Origin of the sequence: Nonomuraea sp. NPDC050547, from assembly GCF_044457345.1 — a bacterium.
Classification (GTDB): Bacteria; Actinomycetota; Actinomycetes; order Streptosporangiales; family Streptosporangiaceae; genus Nonomuraea.
On record NZ_JBITGW010000023.1, the window covers coordinates 137,940 to 159,187 of the forward strand.

Sequence of the window (21,248 nt, forward strand, 5' to 3'; positions counted from 1 at the left end):
ATGGGAGTTCCGGCCGCAGCGGTGCCGTCGTGGTTTCAGCGGCACCGCCGTACCCTCTTCATCGGCTCGTTTCTCGTCGCGCCGGTGGCGCTCTACCTGGTCTACGTGATCTCGCCCTACATCCAGGCGTTCCAGATCTCGCTGACCGACTGGCGGGGCGTGTCCGGCACGCCGAACTTCATCGGGCTGGACAACTACCGGCGGCTCTTCGACGACAGCGTCTTCTGGAAGGCGGTCACGCACAACGCGGCGCTGCTGGTGCTGCTGCCGGTCGTGACGATCGTCATCGCGCTGTTCTTCGCCTTCCTGCTCAACGTGGGCGGGGCCAAGGGCACCAGCGGGATCGCCGGTTCCGGCTTCTACCGGGTGGTGTTCTTCTTCCCGCAGGTGCTCGCCGTGGCCGTGGTCGCCGTGCTGTTCCAGCAGGTGTTCAGGCCCGACGGCAGCGGCATGCTGAACGGCCCGCTGATGGCGCTCGGCGTGAAGCCGATCGGCTTCCTTTCCGATCCCGGGATCGCCTTCTGGTCGGTGCTCGGCGTCATGGTCTGGCAGGCCGTCGGCTTCTACGTCGTGCTGTTCTCGGCCGGGCTCGCCTCGATCCCGAACGACATGTTCGAGGCCGCGCAGATCGACGGGGCCGGGCGGATCAGCCTGTTCTTCCGCGTCACGCTGCCGCTGCTGTGGGACACCGTCCAGGTGGCCTGGGTGTATCTGGGCGTCCTGGCGCTCGACGTGTTCGCCATCGTCTGGGTCATGACCGACCAGCACGGCGGCCCCGACTTCTCCACGACCGTGATGGCCGCAGAGATCTACCGCAACGCCTTCCAGTACTTCAGGTTCGGTTACGCCTCCGCGCTCGGCGTCATCATGTTCTTCTTCACCGTCGGCTTCGCGATCCTGTCGCTGCGGCTGTCCCGGCGTGAACGAATCGAGTACTAATGACGACGCTGATCTCATGGACGGTCGCGAACTCCCGCAAGATCGCCAAGAAGGAGCGCAAGCGGCAGCTCGGCCCGCTGTCCCTGCTGACCCACCTGGCGCTACTCGTCTGGACCGTCCTCGTCGTGGTGCCGATCGTGTGGACCTTCCTCGCCTCGGTGAAGAGCGAGGACGAGATCTTCGGCGACGCCTGGTCGCTTCCGGCCTCCCTGCGCTGGGACAACTTCGCCCGCGCCTGGGAGCAGGCCAACATCGGGCAGTACATGCTCAACAGCGTCGTCGTCGTCTCCTTCAGCACGTTCGGCACGATGCTGATCGGCTCGATGGCCGCGTACGTGCTGGCGCGCTACCCCTTCAAGGGCAACCGGGCCATCTACCTGATGTTCGTGTCCGGCCTGGCCTTCCCGGTCTACCTGGCCCTGACGCCGCTGTTCTTCGTCGTGCAGAACATGGGCAACGTGCCGCTGGTCGGCCCCTTCATCGGCCTCAACACCCATGCGGGGCTGGTGCTGGTCTACATCGCGTACTCGATGCCCTTCACGATCTTCTTCCTGGCCGCCTTCTTCCGTACGCTGCCGACGGCGGTGGCGGAAGCGGCCCTGGTGGACGGCGCCTCGCACACGAGGGTCTTCTTCCAGATCATGATGCCGATGGCCAGACCCGGGCTCATCAGCATCACGATCTTCAACGTGCTGGGCCAGTGGAACCAGTACCAGCTGCCCCTGGTGCTGCTGCAGGAGCGCGACAAGTGGGTGCTCACCCAGGGCATCGCCGACATCTCCACCGCCGCGGGCTACGACCAGGACTGGGCCGCCCTCTTCGCCGCCCTGACCCTGGCCATCCTGCCCATGCTCGTGGTGTACACGGTCTTCCAGCGTCAGATCCAGTCGGGGCTGACGACGGGCGCGCTCAAATAGCGGGGATCATGGGGTGCATGACTTCGGCATGGACGGGCGAGCGCGTACGGCTGCGCGCCATCGAGCCCGAGGACTGGGCGGCGTTCAGGGAGTTCGACGAGAACTCCGAGGACCAGAGCAACGGCGACCGCCTCCTCCCGCCGCGCTCGGCGGAACGGGCCAGGCAATGGGCCAAGGAAGTGGCCGAGAAGGACCAGGGCCCCGACACCCTGCGCCTGGCGATCGCCGAGCGGGCCGGCGGGCAGCCGGTCGGCACCATCAGCACCCACGCCGTGGACCCCCACCACGGCACCTTCGAGTACGGCGTCGCCGTCGGCCGCGCCCACCAGCGCCACGGCTACGCCGCCGAGGCCGTCGTCATCCTGCTCAGGTACATGTTCGGTGAGCGCCGCTACCAGAAGTGCGACGCCACCGTCTACGCCTCCAACACGGGCTCGCTGGCGCTGCACCGGCATCTCGGCTTCACCGAGGAGGGCCGGCGCCGCAGGGGCCGCTTCCACCAGGGGCGCTACGACGACATCGTGCTGTTCGGGATCACGGCCGAGGAGTTCGGCGAGCGGCACGGGCTCGGGTGACGGTGGTGGAACCTTCCGAGGAGCGCCCAGAGTCGTTCGAGGAACGGCTCTGGGCGGCGTTCGAGGAGGGGCGTACCGCGCTCTGCCTGAGCCTGCTGAAGGACGCCGACCTGGCGCTGCCGATGTCGCGGGCGGCCTTCGAAGGCACCGAGCCGATCGTGTGGCCGACCGCCGAGGCGGACGGGCGTACGTGGGTGCTCGCCTACACCTCGCCCGAGGCCATGGCCACCGGGTTCGGCCACATCACCGAGCACTTCCGCATCGTGTCCATGGTCGAGCTGGCCGCGGGCTGGCCCGACCCGCGCTGGGGGCTGGCGATCAACCCCGGCATGGCCGTCAACTTCAACCTGGAGTCGGGCACCGTCGCCAGGCTCGCCGTGCCCACCCTGGTCCAGGACCTGGCGCTCGCGCCGGACTCCGGCGTGCCGGTGGTGCAGAAGCTCCTGCACCCGACCGAGATCCACGACCTGCTGATCGAGCGCGAACCCAGGGTCTCCGGCTACTGCCACCACGCCCTCGACGTCTCGCACATCGCCACCCCCGCCGTGCTGGCCGACGCGCTCGCGCAGCCGGGCTTCCTCACCTCCGAGGGCACGCTCAACCTGCTGCGCTGGCGGCCGGTCGGCCTGGAGATGTACCGCACGCCGTACGGGGGGACCGACGAGGTGGGGCGCGAGGCGGTGGCCGGGTGGGTCGTCGAGGAGCCGCCTTTCGTCGGGCTCGGCCTGGTGCCCAACCGCGACCAGGTGATCCGCGAGTACAAGGTGTACGGCGTGGCCCTCACCCACGGCGCGGAGATCTGGGAGCTGACCACCGCCGGAACCGAGGTCCGGCGCGCGGTCTACCACGGCGACCTGCGCCGCTGGTTCGCGATCGGGCGGGCCGCGTGAGCGGCTACCGGGCGCGCTGGCGCGGCGCCGACTACCCCGCCAGCCCCGACGCCACCGCCCTGGAGGTCTGGGTACGGCTGCGCCGCGACGAGCCCGCCGAGGGTTTCACGGAGGTCGAGCCGGGCTGCCACGTCAGGATCGTGCCCGCGGCCGAGTGCGAGGCCCTGTGGGCGGTGTTCACCGTGTGCGCGTGGGGCGGGCGGGAGTTCCTGGTCCGCGACGAGCGTGAGGACGCGTTGCTGCTGGAGTATCTGGGCGGCTCGGCGCCGGAGGCCTTGGCCCTGGGGATGGAACGCGCCGAACGCGGCGTCTACCGGCGCTGGGTCCCCCGTGCGGAAACAGGCGAACCTTCCGAACAGGCACTCGACATCAACCCCTGAATCCCGGATTTTTGCGCACGATCTTGTCGAATGGTGTTCATGTGTCGGAAACTACCTCTTAACACCTGTGTGGTCAGGGAGGTGAGATGGAGTCTTCCAACGGCAGGGACGCCGCGGGTCTGCAGGCGTACGCCGACGAGCTCCGCACGACCTTCACGCGGCTCCAGAGCGAGGGGGCCGAACTCCACGCCAGAGCCAGGTCGTTGCAGGTCACGGAGAAGTCGCGCGACGGGCTCGTCAACGCCACCGTGGGCTCGCGCGGTGAGCTGATCAGGCTCGACCTCGATCCGCGCATCTACCGGCACCCCGACGCCAGGACCCTCGCCGACACGATCACCGAGACCGTCCAGCGGGCCGGTGAGAAGGTCCGCGAGCAACTCCTGGAGCTCTTCTCGCCGCTGATCCCCGCCGAGCAGATGCAGGCGCATCTCGACGGCGACCTCGAAACCGTGATGGCCCAGTTGGCCGATCAGATGGGCGGGCGTAGATGAGCCGGGACGAGCATGGCATCGAGATCTACAAGCCCGTCGCCTACGAGGGCATCAACCAGTGGTCCACGATGGCCGGCGACATGGAGCGGGAGGTCGAGCGGCTGGCCGCGGAGGTACGGGCCTGCCTCGCCACCACGCCCTGGGGCGACGGCCTGGAGGGCAAGGCCTTCTGGCAGAAGCACTTCCAGGACGACGGGCCGTACAAGCTGGTCTACCGCTTCGTCGACCTGCCGAACCAGTTACGCGACGTGGGGGATCGTGCCCGCCAGGTCGTCGACAACGTACGCACCACCGACACCGGGATGGGCCAGGAAATGCTGGCCCGCGCCCAGACCAAAGAAGTCTGACACTGAGGAGCGGATGACGGGAACGGCGTGACGACGACCAGCGGCGGGCAGCCCGGCACCGGTTCCGAGGTCCTGGGCGCGGGCGGCGGACGGCCACAGGGCTGGGCGCTCATCGACAGAGACGTGCGGCCGGCCTGGGAGAACTCCACGCTCCCCGACTGGGTCAACCACTGGCTGATCCCCATGCTCTCGGGCGGCCAGAAGTGGCCCAAGGCCAGCGAACACGCCCTGTCCAAGCTCGCCCAGTCCTACGCTGATCTCGGCGTCGGCGCCACGGCCCAGCTCGACGACGCCGGCCGGGCCGCGAGGAAGATCGTCTCCGGGTGCGCCACCCCCTCCATGTACGGATTTGTCGGGCGGGCCCAGGAGTTGTGCGGGCCGCAGGCCGGCATGGTCGGCATCGCCCGCGACGCCGAGGCCCGCTCGCTGGAGGCCGGCAACTTCGCCATCGAGACCCAGTACTCGAAGCTCTCCGTCAACGTCGCCTTCTGGGTCACGGTCGTCGCCATCGCCATCGCCCTGTTCGTGGCGTTCTTCACCGCCGGCTCCTCCGCGCCGCTCGTCGGCCCCTTCGCCACCGCCCTGCGCGCCGCCATCACCCGCGTCCTGTCCAGGCTCGCCGCCATGGCCGGGCGCGAGGTCGGCGCCGCGGGCCTGGCCCGCCTCACCGTGCTCAGCGGCGCCACCGGCCGCGCCGCGCTGCTGCGGCTGCTGTCCACGCCGCTCGGCAAGGAACTCATCGAGGAGATCGGCGAAGAGACCTTCATCGACGCCATGGCCCAGTGGCAGCAGATGAAGATGGGCACGCGCACCGAGTGGGACTGGAAGAAGACCGCCGCCTCCGCGGTCGGCGCGGGTGTGGGCGCCGGGGTCGGCATGTGGCTGACCAGGCCCATCTCCCGGGTCACCCGTTACGTGCCCGGCTTCGGGGGACGGGCGCTGACCACCGGCATCACCAACGCCTTCGCCTCGCCGGTGGGCAGCATGGCCGCCAACACGTTCGTCTACCAGCAGCCGCCGGGCAATCCGTTCACCGCGGAGGCCATGCTGGGGGCGTTCATGGGCGGCGTGGGCCGTACCGGGACGATCAGCCCCTTCAACCCCGACGTCTTCACCGCGGTGACCCACCCGCTGTCCTCGCTGGCCTCGGCCAACGACCTGGCCAACGCCGCCGACCTGGCACGCTCGGGCGACACGCCCCCGCCGCCGTCGTCCCCGCCGGGCACCGGCAGTGGCCCCGGCACCAACCAGCCGGGCGGCCCGGTGCCGACCGGCGGCATGAACACCGCCCCCGGCACCGGCGCGAACAACCCGAACACGCCGGGCACGCCCGGCCGCACCGGCCAGAGCGGCCAGAACCAGCAGCAGCCGGGCCCCGACCCCGCCACGCGCACCGGCCGCAACACCTCCACGCAGCCCGCCCCGAACACCGCCCAGCCCGACCCGAACGCGGCCCCCGCCCCCGACCCCAACGCGCCCCAGCCGCCGGACCCCAACGCGCCCCAGCCCCAGGCCGCCAACACGCCCCAGCCCCCCAACACGTCGCAGAACCCGGCCGCGAACACGGGGTCCGGCCAGCACACCGGATCCGGCCAGAACCAGGCCCAGCCGCCCGCCCCGGACCCCAACGCCGCCCCCGCGCCCCAGCCCCCGGACCCCAACGCATCGCAACCTCAGGCCCCCACCGCCGCGTCCGCTCCGGACCCGAACGCCGCCCCAGCGGCTCCGGACCCCAACGCGGCGCCGAGCCAGGCGCCGAACGCGGCCTCCGCGCCGGATCCCCATGCCGCGCCCGCTCCCGACCCGGGCGCGTCGCAAGGCCAGGCCCCGGCCACAGGGCAGACGTCCGCCCCCGACCCCGGAGCTACCCAGACGGCCACCTCGGGCCCGGACCCCGCCGCCCAGCAGAGCCCCGGCACCACGCCGGACCCCGCCCTCACCCCGCAGCCAGGCCAGCCGCCCACCCCGGTCCCGGCCCCGGGAACCACCCCGCAGACCGGCCCGCAGACCGGCCAGAGCGGCGGCCAGACGGGCAATCAGACGGCGCCCGGCCCCACCCCCTCGCCCGCCCAGAAGCGGAAGGCCAAGCTCGCCGCCAAGAAGGCGATCGACGAGGCCCTGATCCACCTCGCCCCGGAAGGCCTCTGGCTCCAGGACGGCAGCGTGCTGCTGGCCGACGACGGCGGCCGGGCCGTACAACTGTCGGCTGAAGCGCTCGCCGAGGCCGCGCGGTCGCTGGAGCAGAACGCCAAGGACGGCGCGCGCGAGGACCGCCTGCGCGCGCAGGCGGCGGCGTGGCTCGGCGCGGAGATGGCGCGGACGACCGGACGGCCGGAGGCGGAGGGGGCGCTCGACGCGCTGGCCCTCCTCGCCCAGCGCTCCCCGCAGACCAGGCAGGCCGCGACCGAGGTGACCCACGCGGTGCTCGCCGCCAACCCCGGCACCCGCGCGAGCACCCTCGTCGAGGAGAACCCCGCGCGCGACCTCGGGCTGGCCCCCGAGTACCACAAGTCCGCCGCCGACGAACTGACCAGACGGGTCACGGCACTCGCCACCCCGCGGACCACCACGCCCAGCCCGAGCACCACCCGCAGGACGCCGGCCGCCGCACCGCCGGGCCGCCGCCGTCCGCGCACCTCGCTGGCGGTCCCGGGGACGCCGTTCGCCGCGGACACCCGTCCCACCCCGCTCAACGACCTCGCCGACCCCGAGGTCAAGGCACTGATCAACGGCAACGCGATCAAGCCGAGCGACTTCGGCGGGAACGTCCGCTCGATCGCGTGGTCGGATTCCGGCCCGCAGATCCGGGTCACCTCTGAAGGCCAGGGCACCCAGCACTTCGAGGTGCGCTACGAACGGCCGGGCCTCGACACGCACGCCACCGTCACGGTCGGGGCGGGCACCGCCGCCGACCCTCATGTGGTGCACCTGTCGCCACGCCTGCACCCCAGCCTGGTCTCCACGACGCTGGTCCACGAGATCACCCACGCGCTGCAGGACCTGGCCGCGCCCCCGAGACAGGGCGTGATCAGGAACACCCTGAACCGGCTGGCCGGCCGTACCACCGACGCGTGTGTCGCCGCCCGCTACAACGAGCACCGCCACCTGGCCAGGCGCTACCTGGAGACGAACGACCCGGCCAAGCAGCGCGACCTGCTCAGCCTGATCCAGGTCATCGCCGAGGACCTGGAACGCCGCGGCGCGAGCGCGCCGGTGTCCCCGGAGCAGACCGGTAACCAGGGCGTGCGCCCGCCGCCGCCGCCCGCCCCCGAGACTCCGGTGGAAGCTTCGGCGCGGCTCGCCCAGGAGCAGGCCGACGCCCTGACGCAGGCGGTCGCCGGCCTGGACGCGCGGATCACCTCGCACGAGAAGACGGTCGAGCAGGCGAAGGAGGACAAGAAGAAGGCCAGGAAGGAGGCGAAGAAGGCCGCGGGGGAGCGCGACAAGTTCGCCCCCGAGCGCAAGCGCCGGGCGGTGGCGGAGGCGAAGAAGCACCTGGAGATCCAGAGGCGCCACCAGCGCATCGTCGCCGCCTACACCAAGGCGCGGGATGCCGCGAAGGCGGCGCAGGAGGGCTACGCGAAGCTGGCCGCCGACCTGGACTGGCACAAGAGCGCCTCCCCCGGCGTCGTGGCCGCGGCCGCGAGCGCGCTGGCCGACACGGAGGCGGAGGCCAAGAACCTGCTCGGCGCCTACGACGCCACGCTGCGCGAGGCGGTGCCCGACCGGGAGATCCTGCCGAACGCGATGGTGACCGACCGGCTGCCGCACATCACGAGGCTGACCGAGCGGCTCAACGCGGCCATGCGCGCCCAGAAGATCGACCAGACCTTCACCCCCGACCAGCTCCAGAGAGTGCTGAAGGCCCACTTCCGGCGCCTGGTGACCCAGGAGGGCGCGGTCCTGAGGGTCGGCGTCCACCGCCAGGGCGAGCTGCGGATCAAGCTGTCGACCAAGGAGATGGTCGAGGTTCTCGGGCACGCGGCGAACGCCTCCGAGATGATGGTCGGCCGCCTGCCGCAGGGCGGGCTGACGGTCGCGGCCGCCTACGCCCGCGCGCACGCCGTGAAGCTCGGCGGGAAGGCGAAGGGCCTGCTGCCGTTCGTGAAGCTCCTGCCCGAGGGCAACGACTTCAGGGATGCCATCGAAGCGGTGATCAGGACGTCCGGCCCGGGCGCCGACTTCAACTACTCCCGTACCCGCTCGGTGAACGGCAGCTCCACCGACCACGTGGTCGGCGGCGCGGTCGAGGACAACCGCGGCGAGTCCACCCTGTTCGCCGCCGAGGCCGAGTGGCAGATCGACATCCGCACGTCCCAGAAGGACGGCTGGAAGCAGATCGACTCGGTCAGCACCGGGACCAGGAGCGACGCCAAGGACGTGCGGATGTGGGTGGGCATGGCGCACACCGACCCCTCCGACGACAAGTCCACCACGATGGCGGAGCTGGAGGCCAGGTTCCCCGGCGTCTCCAACCTGGTCGACGGATTCCCCCCGCACCTGCTGCTCGGGATCAGCGGAACCCAGGAGATGTTCGAGAAGGCCGTGACGGCGCTCGGAAGCGCCGCGGACATCGGCACCGACCTACGCCACCAGCTGCGCACCTTCCTGTACGAGAAGTGGCACAGCCAGATGGCCAACTCCATCAACTCCGGCGTGCAGGCGCAGCTCACCAGGAACGGCCGCCCCTACGCGCGCGTGGAAGTGGTCACGACCCCCGTGTACGGCCAGGCCCGCCGGGTGGGCGTCTCGACCGACGAGCGCTGGAGGGAGGATCTGGGCGTCGCGGTGACCACCGCGAACGGCGGCCAGTCGTTCGGGTACTCCGTCGACGGCTCCGTCAGCACCGAGCAGGTGTTCGACGACCTCGGCGAGGAGGCCGCGGAGCTCCTGAACACCACCGCCGAGGGCAAGTGGGGTGCGGGAAGCGGCCACGGCAGGTCAAGGTCCGAGGGGGTCAGCGCGGGCGGTACCGCGTACAAGCCCGTGGTGGACCGCAGCATGGAGCACCAGCAGAACATCATCGTCGGCTACACGGCCGAGCTGCGGATCACGCTGGAGAGCGGCACGTCGCTCGACACGATCGAGACCGCGGGCGAACTCCACATGGTCATGGCCGAGTCGGACGCGGCCCGCGCCGGCCTGCCCTTCGACCCCGCCGCCGTGCGGTACAAGCGGGACGGCACCCCGCGCCGTGACAGCAAGGGCCGCATCCTCCTGCGCGACGACCCCAAGGAGCTGAAGGACCCGATCAAGGGCGAGGACGCCCGGCCGATCTGGCAGGGCGACGACGCGCACCAGATCCCGGACGCGGTGTTCGCTCTGGTCAGGGAGGTGTCGAATGTTCCCGAGGTCCTGGAAGACACGATCAAGAATCTGACTCGGCTCGGCCTGCTGCCCCCCATCGTCAACGGCCGGCCGGTCTTCCCGACGAACGACGCGCTCAAGGCGGCCTCGCAGTACGACAACCTGGTCGAGGTGTCCAGCCAGCTGACCAACCTGCGCGTCAGGACCGGCCTCAACCAGGCGATCCAGCAGAACATCCACTTCGACCTGACGCTCAACAGCCGCTTCCACGCCACCGAGCACTTCGCCATCGAGGTCGACCTCAGCGCGGACCTCGACACCACCGAGGTCGTCGCCACCACCGACAAGCGGGCGATGGCGCTGCTCAACATCGGCTCCAACACCGGCGTCACCTCGTCGGGGCACGGCCGTTCCACCAACGCCAACGGCGGCGTGAACGCCGGTCACGCCCCCGCACCGGACACCGAGGGCGCCAAGTACGGCGCCAGGACCGGAGCCGGCACCGGGGTCAGCAAGAACAGCGGCTCCAGCATGGGCGACACCGGCAACGACGTGACGCTCATCGAGACCTCGACGCCGATGGCCGCCTCCCAGACCAAGGGACGGGTCAAGGTCACTCTGCGCCAGGAGGGCAAGCCGCCGGTGGAGCTGTCCAACCGGCCCGTGGTCATCACGATGATGACGCCGACCGACCTGATGCGCGACCCCAGCCGTCCGCCGGGGGAGTGGCAGGCGATCCCCGCGGACCTGATCGACCAGGCCACGCTGCTCCACGTCGACACACGCGGCTTCCTGGAGGCGGCCAAGAAGATCGTGCCCCGGCTGATGGGCTGGGCCTCGCCCGCCTTCCACCACATCGCCGCCTTCCTCGGGGTGCACAACGTCTCGGCGCACCCGTTCAGGAAGTCGCCGTACCTGACGCGCTTCGCCGTACGGGGGCAGGGGAGGTTCGGGCCGGCGCACGGGTGGCTCAAGCTTGACTGGAAGCTCGGCCAGATGCAGTTCCTGACGTCGAGCCCGCTCGTGATCGGCGACATCTTCCTGCAGCTGTTCAGCCAGGGCACCTCCCTCGGCACGTCCTCCAACCTCGGTCCCAACGGCGGCGGCGAGTTCGGCCACCAGGAGGCCGACAACGGCGGCCTCGGCCCCAGCACCGGCGCGAACGCCTCCTGGAACAAGGGCCGAAACGCCTCCAGGCTGCTGATCTGGGGCCGCGAGCGGCTGACCATCGACATCGGCCAGCAGTACCTCTTCCGCGCCTCGGCGGAGTTCCCGATGTCCGCCTTCGACCCGGGCGATCGCGCCAGCATCAGGACCGTGACCGTGGACGGCCGCACCGTCCTGTTCTCGGTGCCGGAGGAGGTCGTCCTGCGGATGTACGCGCAGGGCGACCTGCAACTGCCCCTGCACCAGCTCGCCGACGCCGTGGAGCGCTTTCTCGACGGAAACCTGGAGATCGACCGCACGGTCGCCGTCCCGCTGGCCAAGCGCTACCTCACGGAGCTGCGCGCGCACAACGCCGCGGGGCTGCCGGAGGTCAAGCTGTCCGACCGGCACACGCCGCAGGCGCTGTTCGACGCTCTGGCCAAGCTGCCCGGCATGGCCGAGCTGGCGAAGGCGCCGGAGGGCTCGCGCATGACCAGGGCGAGGGAGCTGGCCGCGAAGGTGCGCGAGGTGATCCTGCCGGATCACATCGCCACCCGGATGGGCATGACCAAGATCGACAGCGCCACGTTCACCAAGAACGGCAAGCGGACCGAGATCTTCGACGCCGTCCGCGACGCCATCGAGAAGATCGCACCCGGTTCGCTGCTCAGCGATCCGGCCGTGCTGGACAAGCTGGACGGTTCGCTGTCCGGCAAACGCTGGCGCGGAAAGATCGACAACATGCTCGGCCGCGGTCACACGGACTCGTTCACGATGCGGGTCGGCTCGACGGGCAGGGCCGAGCGGTTCATCGTCAGGATCAAGATAGAGCTCAACCGCAAGGCGGAAGACCTGGGCCGCACGAAGACCAAGGTGCCCCTCCACCAGGACTACACCTACGAGGAGGACGGCGTCACCCAGTCGGTCGGCCGCAGCCTCGGCACGGAGCTCAAGGGCGCCGACTCGGAGACCTCGGGCGGCCAGGACATGTCCGCGTCCACGGACAGGAACCGCTCCCGCTCCGGCTCCTACGCCAGCCAGGAGACCTCGGTCGAGCGCTACGGCGGCGACGCCGACATGCACCGGGTCAGGCAGACCGGCACGGTGACCATCGAGGTGGAGCGCAGGCCCGAGCGCGTGCGCTTCGCCGCTCTCAGAAGGGGCCCGCGCCGCCTGGCCGACAAGGTGTTCCATCCCGGGAGGCCCGCGAAGGAGACGGTCAAGCTCAAGGTCGACATGGTCCGCCTCATCGAGAGCGACGAGGTCATGCCGGCGGAGAACGCCCCGGCCGCTCCTGCCACTCCGGGCACGAAGGTGGAGGTCGACCCGCGGCCGGTCCGCCGGCTGCCGGTCATGGCGACCACCGAGACGTTGGTCGCCGACAAGTCGATCACCAAGAACCTCGGTGACGCGCTGGTCAAGAAGCGCCACCTGAGCAAGCGCGCCCTGCGCGAGCGCATGCACGAGATCGAGGCGCTGATCAACGACCTGGCGCTGGCGACCCTGTTCAGCCGGATGGCGGGCGAGGGCGGCCTGAACAACGGGCGGCTGAACCGGACCACGGCCTCAGGCGCCGCCGTCGACCTCGGCTTCAAGGCGCGGTCGCACGTGAGCGCGGTCGTGGTCGGCCCCCTGGACGCGCGTGAGCTCGGGCGCATCGCCCGCTTCCAGCGGATGGCCAGCGGGTCCACGGGCCGCAGCCATCTGTTCCCCCTCACCAGGGGCGTCGGCGGCGGGGAGTCGGTGACCACGCTGAAGGGCGGCTACACCGGCGGAGACCAGTCCAGCGACCGCGTCACCACGTCGCTGGGCAACCGGGACGAGGGCACCGACAACCAGCGCGGCAAGCTGATCAAGGTGGAGCTCCATGTCGCCTACGACGCGACGCTGACGCGGGTCACGCGGACCACACGCGGACGCGTGAAGTACGGCAAGCGCCACGAGATCCCCAACGTGGGCACCGCCACCGTCGTCGTCGCCATGTTCGAGGGCGACTACGAGGCCATGATGGCCGACATCGAAGCCGGCGTGCCGCTCGGGTCGGGCTGGGCCTTCACGCCGTCCTCGACGCAGGACGGCACGGTGTTCACGGACAAGGTGGCCACGGCGGCCGACCCGCTCGGCCCGCTGGTCGAAGCCAGGCGGCGGGCCTTCGACGAACAGGTTCCCGTCCATCTCACGGTGACCGAGCACGACGGCACCGTGCGCGGCTACCTGTTCGGCCCCAACGGCACCGTCCGCAGCGACGAGCGGGACCTCGGGTTCGCCGAGGCGTTCGGCACCGTGCCGGAGCGGCTCGTCCAGCTGTCCCGCGACCACAACCTGGACCTGCGTCACCTCTTCCACACCTCGCCCGTGGAAGGCACGCTCTCGGACAAGATCCGGGCCGAACTGGACAGCCGTAAGATCTCGTACGCGGCCCCCGCCCCGGCCTTCCCGCCCGCCTCGGGAACCCCCGCCACGGGAACCCCCGCCTCAGGGGCCCCCGCCGCCGGCAGCGCCGCCCAGGCCTCGCCCGGCCCGTCGGCACCGCCGTCTCCGGGAACCCCCGGCCCGTCCGCGCCGTCGCCCGCCCTGCCCGGCTCGCCGTTCGCCCTCGACGCGCGCCCGGCCTCCATGCCCGACCTGGACCACAACGAGCTGACGGCCATCCAGCTCACGCCGAGCTCCTTCGGCGGCGGCGTCACCGCCCTGCGCTGGCTGGCCGACGGCCAGACCATGGAGGTCGTCACCGCCCAGCACGGCATCCTGTACGTACGCTTCACGATCGGCGACCCGGGCGCCGCCGACAACGCCCGGATCTCCACCGGCACCAACCAGGACGACGCCCTCGTGGCGGTGATCAGGCCAAGGCTGCACCCGTACGCCGTCGAGTCCACGCTGGTGCACGAGATCAGCCACGCCCTTCAGGAGGAGATCGCCAACCAGCGGGGCCAGAGCCAGGGCGTGGTCCGCACGTTCCTGCCCGGCGAGCAGTTGCGCGAGGGGCAGGACCACTGCCTGACCCCGCGCCTCAACGAGCACGCCCACCTGTCCGGCCTGTGGAACCGGGCCACCGACGCCGTGGCCCAGCTCAACCTGGCCCAGGCGATCGAGGCGATCGCCGCCGACATCGAGGCCAGGGGGCACCCGGCGCCGCCACCGCCCTGGGGCGACGGCCCGCGCGTGAAGACCGTGCCGCGCCAGGGCTCGATCGCCGACCTGCTCAACACGGGCGCCGGCCCGGTCGTCGACTCCGCGACCGCGATCGGCGCGCTCGACACCTCGCCGGCCGGCCTGGACCGCCTGGCCAACGCCGCGGGCGTCACCTCGATCACCCCGGCGGGACCGGGCCGCTTCACCGTCGAGTGGCCGGGCGGCAGCCTGGAGCTGCTGGTGTCCAAGTCCGACGTCCCGCCCGGCCAGGTGGACGTCTACCCGCAGCTCGGCCGGCCGGGCCGGCTCGTGCTGGAGGTCGCCGCCCACAACGCCGCCGAGGTCCTGCTCAAGACGGCCACGCAGATCGCCCGCCAGAGCGCCGGGCTGCCTCCCGGCGGCATCATGAACGACGGCTCGCTCCCGGCCGACCCGGCGATCGGCGCCGACGACGTCCCCGCGCTCGTGCGGGTCAGGACCGCGGTACGGGCGCTCGCCGACGCCCCCAAGCCGCTGCGCGCCCAGCGCGAGAACGAGCTGCGCGAGGCCGCGGCCCAGGCCGGCATCAAGGTCGGCGGCATCGAGGCGCGCACCCGCATGATCCTGGCCGCGCGGGCGGGACAGCTCGCGCCCGTTCACGTCAACGCGCTGTACTCGGTCTTCGGCCAGCCGGCCGTCCCGCCTGTGCGGGCCGCCGCCGCGGCCGTCGCGCGCGCCGCCGAACAGGCCGGCGCCGAGATCAGGGTGTACGGCGACGCCCTCCTCGACGTCGTCGTTCCCGGGCGGCGGCCGGTCGCCATCGAGCTGTCCGCACACCGGGCCACCCGCGGTGAACCGCTCACCGCGACCGCCCACCGGGGGGTGGTGCGCTACCAGGTGGCCGCGCTCGGCTCGTTCGGCGCCATCGAGCGCGACGCGGCCGGAGAAGCGGCCGCCTTGATCAGCGCGCTGCAGGGCGTGCCGGTCGGCGCCCCCATGCTCAGGCGCGACCCGCCCGCCGACCCGGCCACCGCCCCCACCACGCTGTCCGTGGAGGACCATAAGGCGATCGCCCGGCTGCGGGAGGCGGTGCGCCAGGTCGACACGGCCACGCCGTACCAGAGACCGGCGCGGTTGCGTGTGCTCGTGGAGACGGCGGCCTCGCTGGGCGTGGGCGACAACCCGCACCTGCGCGGCCAGCTGCCGCCCGCGCTCGCCGACGCCCTGGTCAGGCTCGTGGACGGGCGCGGGCGCGTCGACGAGCGCGTCTCCGTCCGGCAGACGATCCGCGAGCTCCTGGACGGCCGCACGCCGCCGACGGACCGGGCCCAGCGGGCCCGCCAGCTCGCCAACACCACCGGCTACTTCCCCTACGAGTGCCTCTGCCCGGACGACGAGCCGTGCGTCTGCGGGCACCGCGCGGTCTCGTTCGAGTTCCTGCGTGAGCCGGCGGATGCGCCATGATGGAGGCGGACGAAGGGACGGCCATGGGATTCGCGGTGGCGCGGACGAGGGACGAGGCGCACCTCTACCTCGACCTGAACCCGTGCGAGCAGTGCGGCTCCGTCGAGACGACCTGGAGCAGGGGGCTGGTGGAAGCCGAGGGCGAGCGCGCCGACCGCTACTCCGGGCGCTGCCAGGGCTGCGGCACCGAGCGCGAGTTCCTGTTCGGCTTGCCCGCGCGGCCCGTCATCCCGACCGGCTACCCGACCTTCGGCGGCCCCGAGCCTTCCGAGCTGCTCGACGCCGGTGAGTGGTTGTGGGTGGCCGACCTGAGCGCGGGCAACGTGCCCGTGGACGACGCCGCCGAGGCCAGAAGGGCACTGGCGATCGCCGCCGCCGCCGTCGAGGAGGCCGTCAAGTTCATCCGTCCCGGCGACGACGCCGTGCCGGAGACGGCCTTCTGGTCCGATCGCGGGCTGGAGCTGCGGGCCAGCGAACCCGGCCGGTTCGACCTCGACCGCCTGCTCATCGTCAGGGACACCTACCGGAACCTGGTGGCCGAGTATGCCTGAGCGGGCCAGATCGCTGGCCGAGGGCTACGTCTACCTCGACCTGGCCGTCCCGGAAGGCGGCGAGACGGCAGAGCCCGAGGCCGGCGAGGACGCCTGGACGCTGCGCCTGGGCACGATCGAGGTCGAGGTGCCCTACGAGGGGGAGCAGGCCGCGCGCCGGCACGAACTGCGCTTCGGCCCCGGCATCTCCCGGCTGATCGACGCCGGGCAGTGGGTGGTCGTCGCCGGCGTCTACGCGCGCCGGGCCCTGGCCGAGGACCTCGAGTTCGCCGCCGGCCCCGCCGGCGACGACGCCTACGAGAGCGTCGTCGCCGGATGGGAGCTGGCGGCCGACGCGGTGGCCGAAGCCCTGCGCTTCGTCCCCATCGGCGCCGACCGCGTGCCCGCCGACGCCTTCTGGACCCATACGGGCACGGTCGTCCACCGCGAGAACCCCGAACGCTTCACCCGGGATGCGCTGGAAGCCGACCTGGCCCACTACCGCCAGAACCTCGACGACTTCCGGCGCCTCCACGAAACCGGCTGAGCGCCGTCAGAGCGTGGCGCGCAGGCGGCGGGCCGCCTCGACCACGTTGCCGAGCGACGCCTCCACCTGCGCGTACGTGCGGGTCTTCAGACCGCAGTCCGGGTTCACCCACACCCGGTCGCCGGGCAGGACCTTCAGGGTGGCGGCCAGCCGTTCCTCGACCTCGTCGGCCGACGGAACCCGCGGCGAGTGGATGTCGTAGACGCCCGGCCCGAGACCGCGCGCGTAGCCGCTCACCGCGTCCAGGATGCGGCGTCCCGAGCGGGCCGACTCGATGGTGGTGACGTCGGCGTCCAGGCCGTCGATCGCGGTCAGGATCTGGTCGGCGTCGGAGTAGCACAGGTGCGTGTGGATCTGCGTGCGGTCGGCGACCACCGACGTGGCCCTGCGGTAGGCGGCCACCGCCCACTCCAGGTACGCGGGCTGCTCGGCGGCGCGCAGCGGCAGCAGTTCACGCAGGGCCGGCTCGTCCACCTGGATGACGGAGAGCCCGGCCGCCTCCAGGTCGCGCACCTCCTCGGCGATCGCGTCGGCCACCTGGAGCACCACGTCGCGCTGCGGCAGGTCGTCGCGGTCGAACGACCAGGCCACGATCGTCACCGGCCCGGTCAGCATGCCCTTGACGGGGCGATCGGTGAGCGACTGCGCGTAGGTGGCCCAGCGCACGGTGATGGGCGCCGGGCGCCGCACGTCGCCGTGGATGATCGGCGGGCGGGTGCAGCGCGAGCCGTACGACTGCACCCAGCCGCTCTTGGTGACGGCGAAGCCGTCGAGGTGCTCGGCGAAGTACTGCACCATGTCGTTGCGCTCGGGCTCGCCGTGCACGAGCACGTCCAGGCCGAGGTCCTCCTGCACCTGGATGGCGTGCTCGATCTCGCGCTCGACGAGCTTCTCGTAGTCGTCCTCCGCCAGCGCCCCGGTCACGACGCCGGCGCGCGCCGCGCGCAGCTCGCCGGTCTGCGGGAACGATCCGATCGTGGTGGTCGGCAGCGGGGGCAGCTTGAGGTGCCCGGCCTGCGCCGCGGCCCGCACGGGGTAGGGGCTGCGGGCCGGCCGTACCTCGTGGGTGGCGCTCGCAGTGGCGACGGGAGCCTCGTCAAAGGGTACGGCGGAGCCGTCCGCCAGCAGGCGGGCCAGTTCGACCACCTCGGCCACCTTCTGCTCGGCGAAGGCCAGCCGGGCGACGAGCGCGGGTTCGAGACCGTCCTCGGCGGCGACGTCGTAGGGGACGTGCTGCAGCGAGCAGGAGGTGCTCACCACGACCCGGCCGGCGCGCAGGCCCCGGAGCCGGGCGAGGGCGCGGCCGGGGTCGGTGCGCCAGACGTCGCGGCCGGAGACGACGCCCGCGAAGACGGTCTTGCCGTCCAGCGCGATCTCGGGCACGGACCCGCGGACCAGGTCGAGTCCGATGCCCTCGACCGGGGTGGCGGCCAGCGCGGGCAGGGCCGGGCCCAGGTCGCCGAAGTAGGAGGCGACGAGGATCTTGGGCCGGACGGGCGCGGCGCCGAGCCTGGCGTAGGCGGCGCGGACCGCGTCGAGCTGGGCGGGGGTGAGGTCGGTGACGAGCGCGGGCTCGTCGAGCTGCACCCAGGCCACTCCTTCGCGCGCCAGGGCGGCCAGGAGCTCCTCGTAGGGGCCGAGCACGTCCTCCAGCCGCTCCAGGGCCCCGGACAGCGACAGGAACGTCACCGGGCCGACCACGACGGGTCGTGTCTCGTGGCCGAGCGCACGCGCCTCCCGCACCTCCGCCAGCGGCTTGGCGGCGTCGAGCCTGAAGACGGTCTCAGGGCCGATCTCCGGCACGATGTAGTGGTAGTTGGTGTCGAACCACTTGGTCATCCGCAGCGGCGCCAGCCCGTCGGTGCCGCGCGCCATGGCGAAATAGGGGTCCTCGGCGGCGAGATAGCGCTCCGGCACCGCGCCGAGCAGCACGGCGGTGTCGAGCACCTGGTCATAGAACGAGAACGTGTTGGACGGCAGCTCCCCGAGCCCCAGCCCGGCCAGGCGCCCCCAGGTGGCGGCCCGCAGCCGGGCGCCCTCCTCCTCAAGGTCCCGGCGCGTGGTGCGCCCGTCCCAGTAGGACTCCAGGGCGCGCTTCAGCTCTCTGTTCGGGCCGATGCGGGGATATCCGAGCACGGTGGACGACGACATTTCACTGCTCCCAAGCCGGTGACGAAGACCTCTGGATCGTGCCTTCGATCTCCGTGATGATGCATCATCTATTTGTGTTGCTTATGCTCAAGGAGATCCACTGCTTCGCCCGCGTGGCCGGGCGGCTCAGCTTCTCGCGGGCCGCCGCCGACCTGGGCATGTCGCAGCCCGCCATGAGCCAGGCCATCACCCGACTGGAGAATGCCCTCCACCTCCAGCTTTTCGAGCGCAACGCCCGCGAGGTACGGCTGACCCCCGCCGGTGCGGCCCTGCTCGCACAGGCCGAGCAGGTGCTGGCCGCGGTCGAGGGCTTCACCGACGAGGCCGCCCGGCTGACTCAGGCGATTATCCATCTGGCTTATCCACCGCTGGCTGGGGCGCTGGCGGCGCGGATCGTGCGGCGGCTGGCCGCCCGCGGCCCGTCCCTGGCCGTCGAGCTCCGCCCGGCCGGGCGGGCCGCCGCCGCCCAGGCGCTCGACGAGGGGCGGGTGTCGGCGGCCCTCGTCGCCTTTCCCGCCCCGGCCAGGTTCACCACGGGGGCGCGTTTTCACGTGACGGTGGATCGGCTGGCCGTACCGGCTGATCATCCGTGGCGTAACCGGGTGCTGGCCGAGCAGCTGAGCGGGCAGGACCTGCTCGTGCCCGGCGGGCGGCTGGCGGGCCTGCCGGGACGGCATCGGCAGGTGGCAGAGGACGACTACGCCGCCGCCCTCGACCTGGTCGCCGCCGGTGCCGGGCTGCTGCCGATCCCGCAGCTCGTGGCCAGGACCGTACGGAGGGAGGACGTCAGGTTCGTCCCGCTGGAAGGGGCCGACCTGCGCCTGACCTACGGACTGGCCTGGCGCGGCGAGGGCGTCACTCCTGGGCTGATGGCCCTGGTGCAGGCGGTGCAGGAGGCGTTGTGGACTCGATAGCGATGTTCTTGAGCGCCTCGCGCCGGCTCAGGCCCGAGATGCCCTTGGCCTGGACGTAGCGCACCACCTCGCTCGGGCTGACCTTCGCGTACTCGCGCAGCGCCCAGCCGATGGCCTTGCGGGCGAAGAAGTCGTTGTCCGACAGGCTCGGCTCGATGCACGCGAACAGCAGGGCGGTGTCGGTGCGCTGCTTGAACCGGTTCTGCGACAGGATCGCCGTCCGGCGCTTCCACAGATCGGGCTGGCCGGCCCACTGCAGCATGAGCGGGCGCATCGAGTCGGGGAAGGCCGCCAGCAGCCCGCCGACCCGGTGGGTGGCGATCTCGTCCACCAGGTCCCACCAGGCTCCGGTGACCACCATCTCCTCGTACATCGGCACCGTGTAGAGCGTCTGGTGCTCGCGGTAGCGGTGGTAGCCGGACAGCTCGATCGCGGCGTAGCGCTCCTCGCGGAACTCCGCCTCACGCCACAGCTCCAGCACCGCGCGCCGCCACTCGGGCGCGCCGTCGAGCGGGTGCGCGGCGAAAACCTTCTTCAGCGCGGTACGGCGCGGCCCGGCCGACACCCCGAGAAACGGCATCTCCGACTTCATGTAGCGCTGCATCTGCGGCGCCTTGCCGGCGTCGGCCACCTCCTGCAGCGCCAAGCGGACGGCTTTGCGGAGGCTCATGCCTTCTGCGTGGTGCGCTCGCCCGTGGCCAGGCCGTCGAACAGCACGGTGATGTAGTGCTCGGCCAGGCCCGTCGTGTTGAGCCTGCCGCCGGGCCGGAACCAGCGCACCGCCACCCAGATCGTGTCGCGGATCATCCGGTAGGTGAGCTTGGGATCGACGTCGCCGCGGAACTGCCCCGCCGCCTGGCCCGCCTTGATCTGCGCGACCCACATCTGCTCGACCTCGTCCTCGGCCTTGACGAGGTAGTTGAAGCGCTCGAACTGGCGCAGGTAGTTCCAGTCGTTCTGCATGACGGTGATCGCGGCGCGGTGGGGCTCCAGCGTGCCGAAGCCGATGCGCACCATCTCGGAGAGCACGGCCCGCGGCTCGCCGCCGGACTCCAGCGCGGCGCGGTAGCGGGCGATGAGGTCGTCGAGGAAGGTGGAGAGCACCTCGTCGACGATCGTCTCCTTGGAGTCGAAGTGGTGGTAGAGGCTTCCGGAGAGGATCCCGGCCTCGTCGGCGATCTCGCGCACGGTCGTGGCCTGGAAGCCCTTGCGCGCGAAGAGCTCCGCGGCGAGCTTCACGAGGTGGTCACGGCGCTCGGAGGCCGAGCCGGACGAGGTCGCGCGCTGGCGCTTGGCCGGGGTGGCGGTCGCGCCGGAGTTCTTTCGCGTTGTCACGTCCTCCATTATGAGCCCTCGCACAATCGCTTGTTCACGTAACACGCCCAGCTCACCCGCCCAAGCACCCCCAACCACCCAGACCCCCACCCGATTCCACCCCACCCCACCCAACCACCCCACCCACCCCTTTTTGGGGTTGGGCCTGGGGATTGGGCCGGGGGCGCACTGGCTGATGACCAAGCGCTTGCTAGGATGATG

At 71.6% G+C, this 21,248-nt stretch carries 14 protein-coding genes; 11 read left to right on the forward strand and 3 right to left on the reverse strand.

The features are described from left to right. The 10 genes from ACIBHY_RS44930 to ACIBHY_RS44975 all read left to right on the forward strand — a co-directional run bounded on the left by ACIBHY_RS44930 (position 1) and on the right by ACIBHY_RS44975 (position 16,647). Positions 1–939: a carbohydrate ABC transporter permease gene (locus ACIBHY_RS44930; protein WP_397248147.1), complete on the forward strand. Its 939-nt coding sequence runs from the start codon at positions 1–3 to the stop codon at positions 937–939. Further along, positions 939–1,856, forward strand: coding sequence for a carbohydrate ABC transporter permease (locus ACIBHY_RS44935; RefSeq protein WP_397248149.1), 918 nt, complete (start codon positions 939–941; stop codon positions 1,854–1,856). The genes ACIBHY_RS44930 and ACIBHY_RS44935 overlap by 1 nt, the downstream gene beginning before the upstream one ends. Positions 1,857–1,873: 17 nt before the next feature. Further along, positions 1,874–2,431 (forward strand): GNAT family N-acetyltransferase, encoded by a 558-nt coding sequence (locus ACIBHY_RS44940; protein WP_397248151.1) that lies wholly within the window; start codon positions 1,874–1,876, stop codon positions 2,429–2,431. A gap of 5 nt (positions 2,432–2,436) precedes the next feature. Next, positions 2,437–3,321, forward strand: a complete 885-nt coding sequence (locus tag ACIBHY_RS44945; protein WP_397309924.1) for an SseB family protein — start codon at positions 2,437–2,439, stop codon at positions 3,319–3,321. Further along, a complete protein-coding gene (locus tag ACIBHY_RS44950) occupies positions 3,318–3,701 on the forward strand; it encodes a hypothetical protein (protein ID WP_397309926.1) in 384 nt (127 codons plus the stop codon). The genes ACIBHY_RS44945 and ACIBHY_RS44950 overlap by 4 nt, the downstream gene beginning before the upstream one ends. 86 nt (positions 3,702–3,787) lie before the next feature. Beyond that, entirely contained in the window at positions 3,788–4,192 is a 405-nt protein-coding gene (locus ACIBHY_RS44955) for a YbaB/EbfC family nucleoid-associated protein (protein ID WP_397248157.1), read from the forward strand. Continuing rightward, positions 4,189–4,539 (forward strand): hypothetical protein, encoded by a 351-nt coding sequence (locus ACIBHY_RS44960; RefSeq protein WP_397248159.1) that lies wholly within the window; start codon positions 4,189–4,191, stop codon positions 4,537–4,539. The genes ACIBHY_RS44955 and ACIBHY_RS44960 overlap by 4 nt, the downstream gene beginning before the upstream one ends. A 27-nt stretch (positions 4,540–4,566) precedes the next feature. Further along, positions 4,567–15,570 carry a hypothetical protein gene (locus ACIBHY_RS44965; RefSeq protein ID WP_397309927.1) on the forward strand — a complete coding sequence of 3,668 codons (11,004 nt, stop codon included), beginning with the start codon at positions 4,567–4,569 and terminating at the stop codon, positions 15,568–15,570. Next, the gene (locus ACIBHY_RS44970; protein ID WP_397309928.1) at positions 15,567–16,121 is read left to right on the forward strand and encodes a hypothetical protein; all 555 of its coding nucleotides are present in this window, start codon (positions 15,567–15,569) and stop codon (positions 16,119–16,121) included. The genes ACIBHY_RS44965 and ACIBHY_RS44970 overlap by 4 nt, the downstream gene beginning before the upstream one ends. Next, positions 16,114–16,647: a hypothetical protein gene (locus tag ACIBHY_RS44975; protein WP_397309929.1), complete on the forward strand. Its 534-nt coding sequence runs from the start codon at positions 16,114–16,116 to the stop codon at positions 16,645–16,647. Before ACIBHY_RS44970 ends, ACIBHY_RS44975 begins: the two co-directional genes overlap by 8 nt. Before the next feature lie 6 nt (positions 16,648–16,653). Here the strand turns inward: ACIBHY_RS44975 and metE are convergent, their stop codons facing one another. Continuing rightward, positions 16,654–18,798 carry a 5-methyltetrahydropteroyltriglutamate--homocysteine S-methyltransferase gene (gene metE / locus ACIBHY_RS44980; protein ID WP_397309930.1) on the reverse strand — a complete coding sequence of 715 codons (2,145 nt, stop codon included), beginning with the start codon at positions 18,796–18,798 and terminating at the stop codon, positions 16,654–16,656. Between the two features lie 83 nt (positions 18,799–18,881). Here metE and ACIBHY_RS44985 point away from each other — a divergent pair, with 83 nt between their 5' ends. Continuing rightward, complete coding sequence (locus tag ACIBHY_RS44985) at positions 18,882–19,712, forward strand: LysR family transcriptional regulator (RefSeq protein ID WP_397309967.1); 831 nt, start codon at positions 18,882–18,884, stop codon at positions 19,710–19,712. Here ACIBHY_RS44985 and ACIBHY_RS44990 read toward each other — a convergent pair. Both ACIBHY_RS44990 and ACIBHY_RS44995 read right to left on the reverse strand, forming a co-directional pair. Continuing rightward, positions 19,654–20,382, reverse strand: coding sequence for a DNA alkylation repair protein (locus tag ACIBHY_RS44990; RefSeq protein ID WP_397248168.1), 729 nt, complete (start codon positions 20,380–20,382; stop codon positions 19,654–19,656). The genes ACIBHY_RS44985 and ACIBHY_RS44990 overlap by 59 nt on opposite strands. Next, positions 20,379–21,056 carry a TetR/AcrR family transcriptional regulator gene (locus ACIBHY_RS44995; RefSeq protein ID WP_221340958.1) on the reverse strand — a complete coding sequence of 226 codons (678 nt, stop codon included), beginning with the start codon at positions 21,054–21,056 and terminating at the stop codon, positions 20,379–20,381. The genes ACIBHY_RS44990 and ACIBHY_RS44995 overlap by 4 nt, the downstream gene beginning before the upstream one ends. Positions 21,057–21,248: the final 192 nt, after the last annotated feature.

Bases quoted from the DNA above. Each gene is read 5' to 3' on its own strand.
- ACIBHY_RS44930 (WP_397248147.1), top strand. From the start codon at position 1: ATGGGAGTTCCGGCCGCAGCGGTGCCGTCGTGGTTTCAGCGGCACCGC.
- ACIBHY_RS44935 (WP_397248149.1), top strand. From the start codon at position 939: ATGACGACGCTGATCTCATGGACGGTCGCGAACTCCCGCAAGATCGCC.
- ACIBHY_RS44940 (WP_397248151.1), top strand. From the start codon at position 1,874: ATGACTTCGGCATGGACGGGCGAGCGCGTACGGCTGCGCGCCATCGAG.
- ACIBHY_RS44955 (WP_397248157.1), top strand. From the start codon at position 3,788: ATGGAGTCTTCCAACGGCAGGGACGCCGCGGGTCTGCAGGCGTACGCC.
- ACIBHY_RS44960 (WP_397248159.1), top strand. From the start codon at position 4,189: ATGAGCCGGGACGAGCATGGCATCGAGATCTACAAGCCCGTCGCCTAC.
- ACIBHY_RS44970 (WP_397309928.1), top strand. From the start codon at position 15,567: ATGATGGAGGCGGACGAAGGGACGGCCATGGGATTCGCGGTGGCGCGG.
- ACIBHY_RS44975 (WP_397309929.1), top strand. From the start codon at position 16,114: ATGCCTGAGCGGGCCAGATCGCTGGCCGAGGGCTACGTCTACCTCGAC.
- metE (WP_397309930.1), bottom strand. From the start codon at position 18,798: ATGTCGTCGTCCACCGTGCTCGGATATCCCCGCATCGGCCCGAACAGA.
- ACIBHY_RS44985 (WP_397309967.1), top strand. From the start codon at position 18,882: ATGCTCAAGGAGATCCACTGCTTCGCCCGCGTGGCCGGGCGGCTCAGC.
- ACIBHY_RS44990 (WP_397248168.1), bottom strand. From the start codon at position 20,382: ATGAGCCTCCGCAAAGCCGTCCGCTTGGCGCTGCAGGAGGTGGCCGAC.
- ACIBHY_RS44995 (WP_221340958.1), bottom strand. From the start codon at position 21,056: ATGGAGGACGTGACAACGCGAAAGAACTCCGGCGCGACCGCCACCCCG.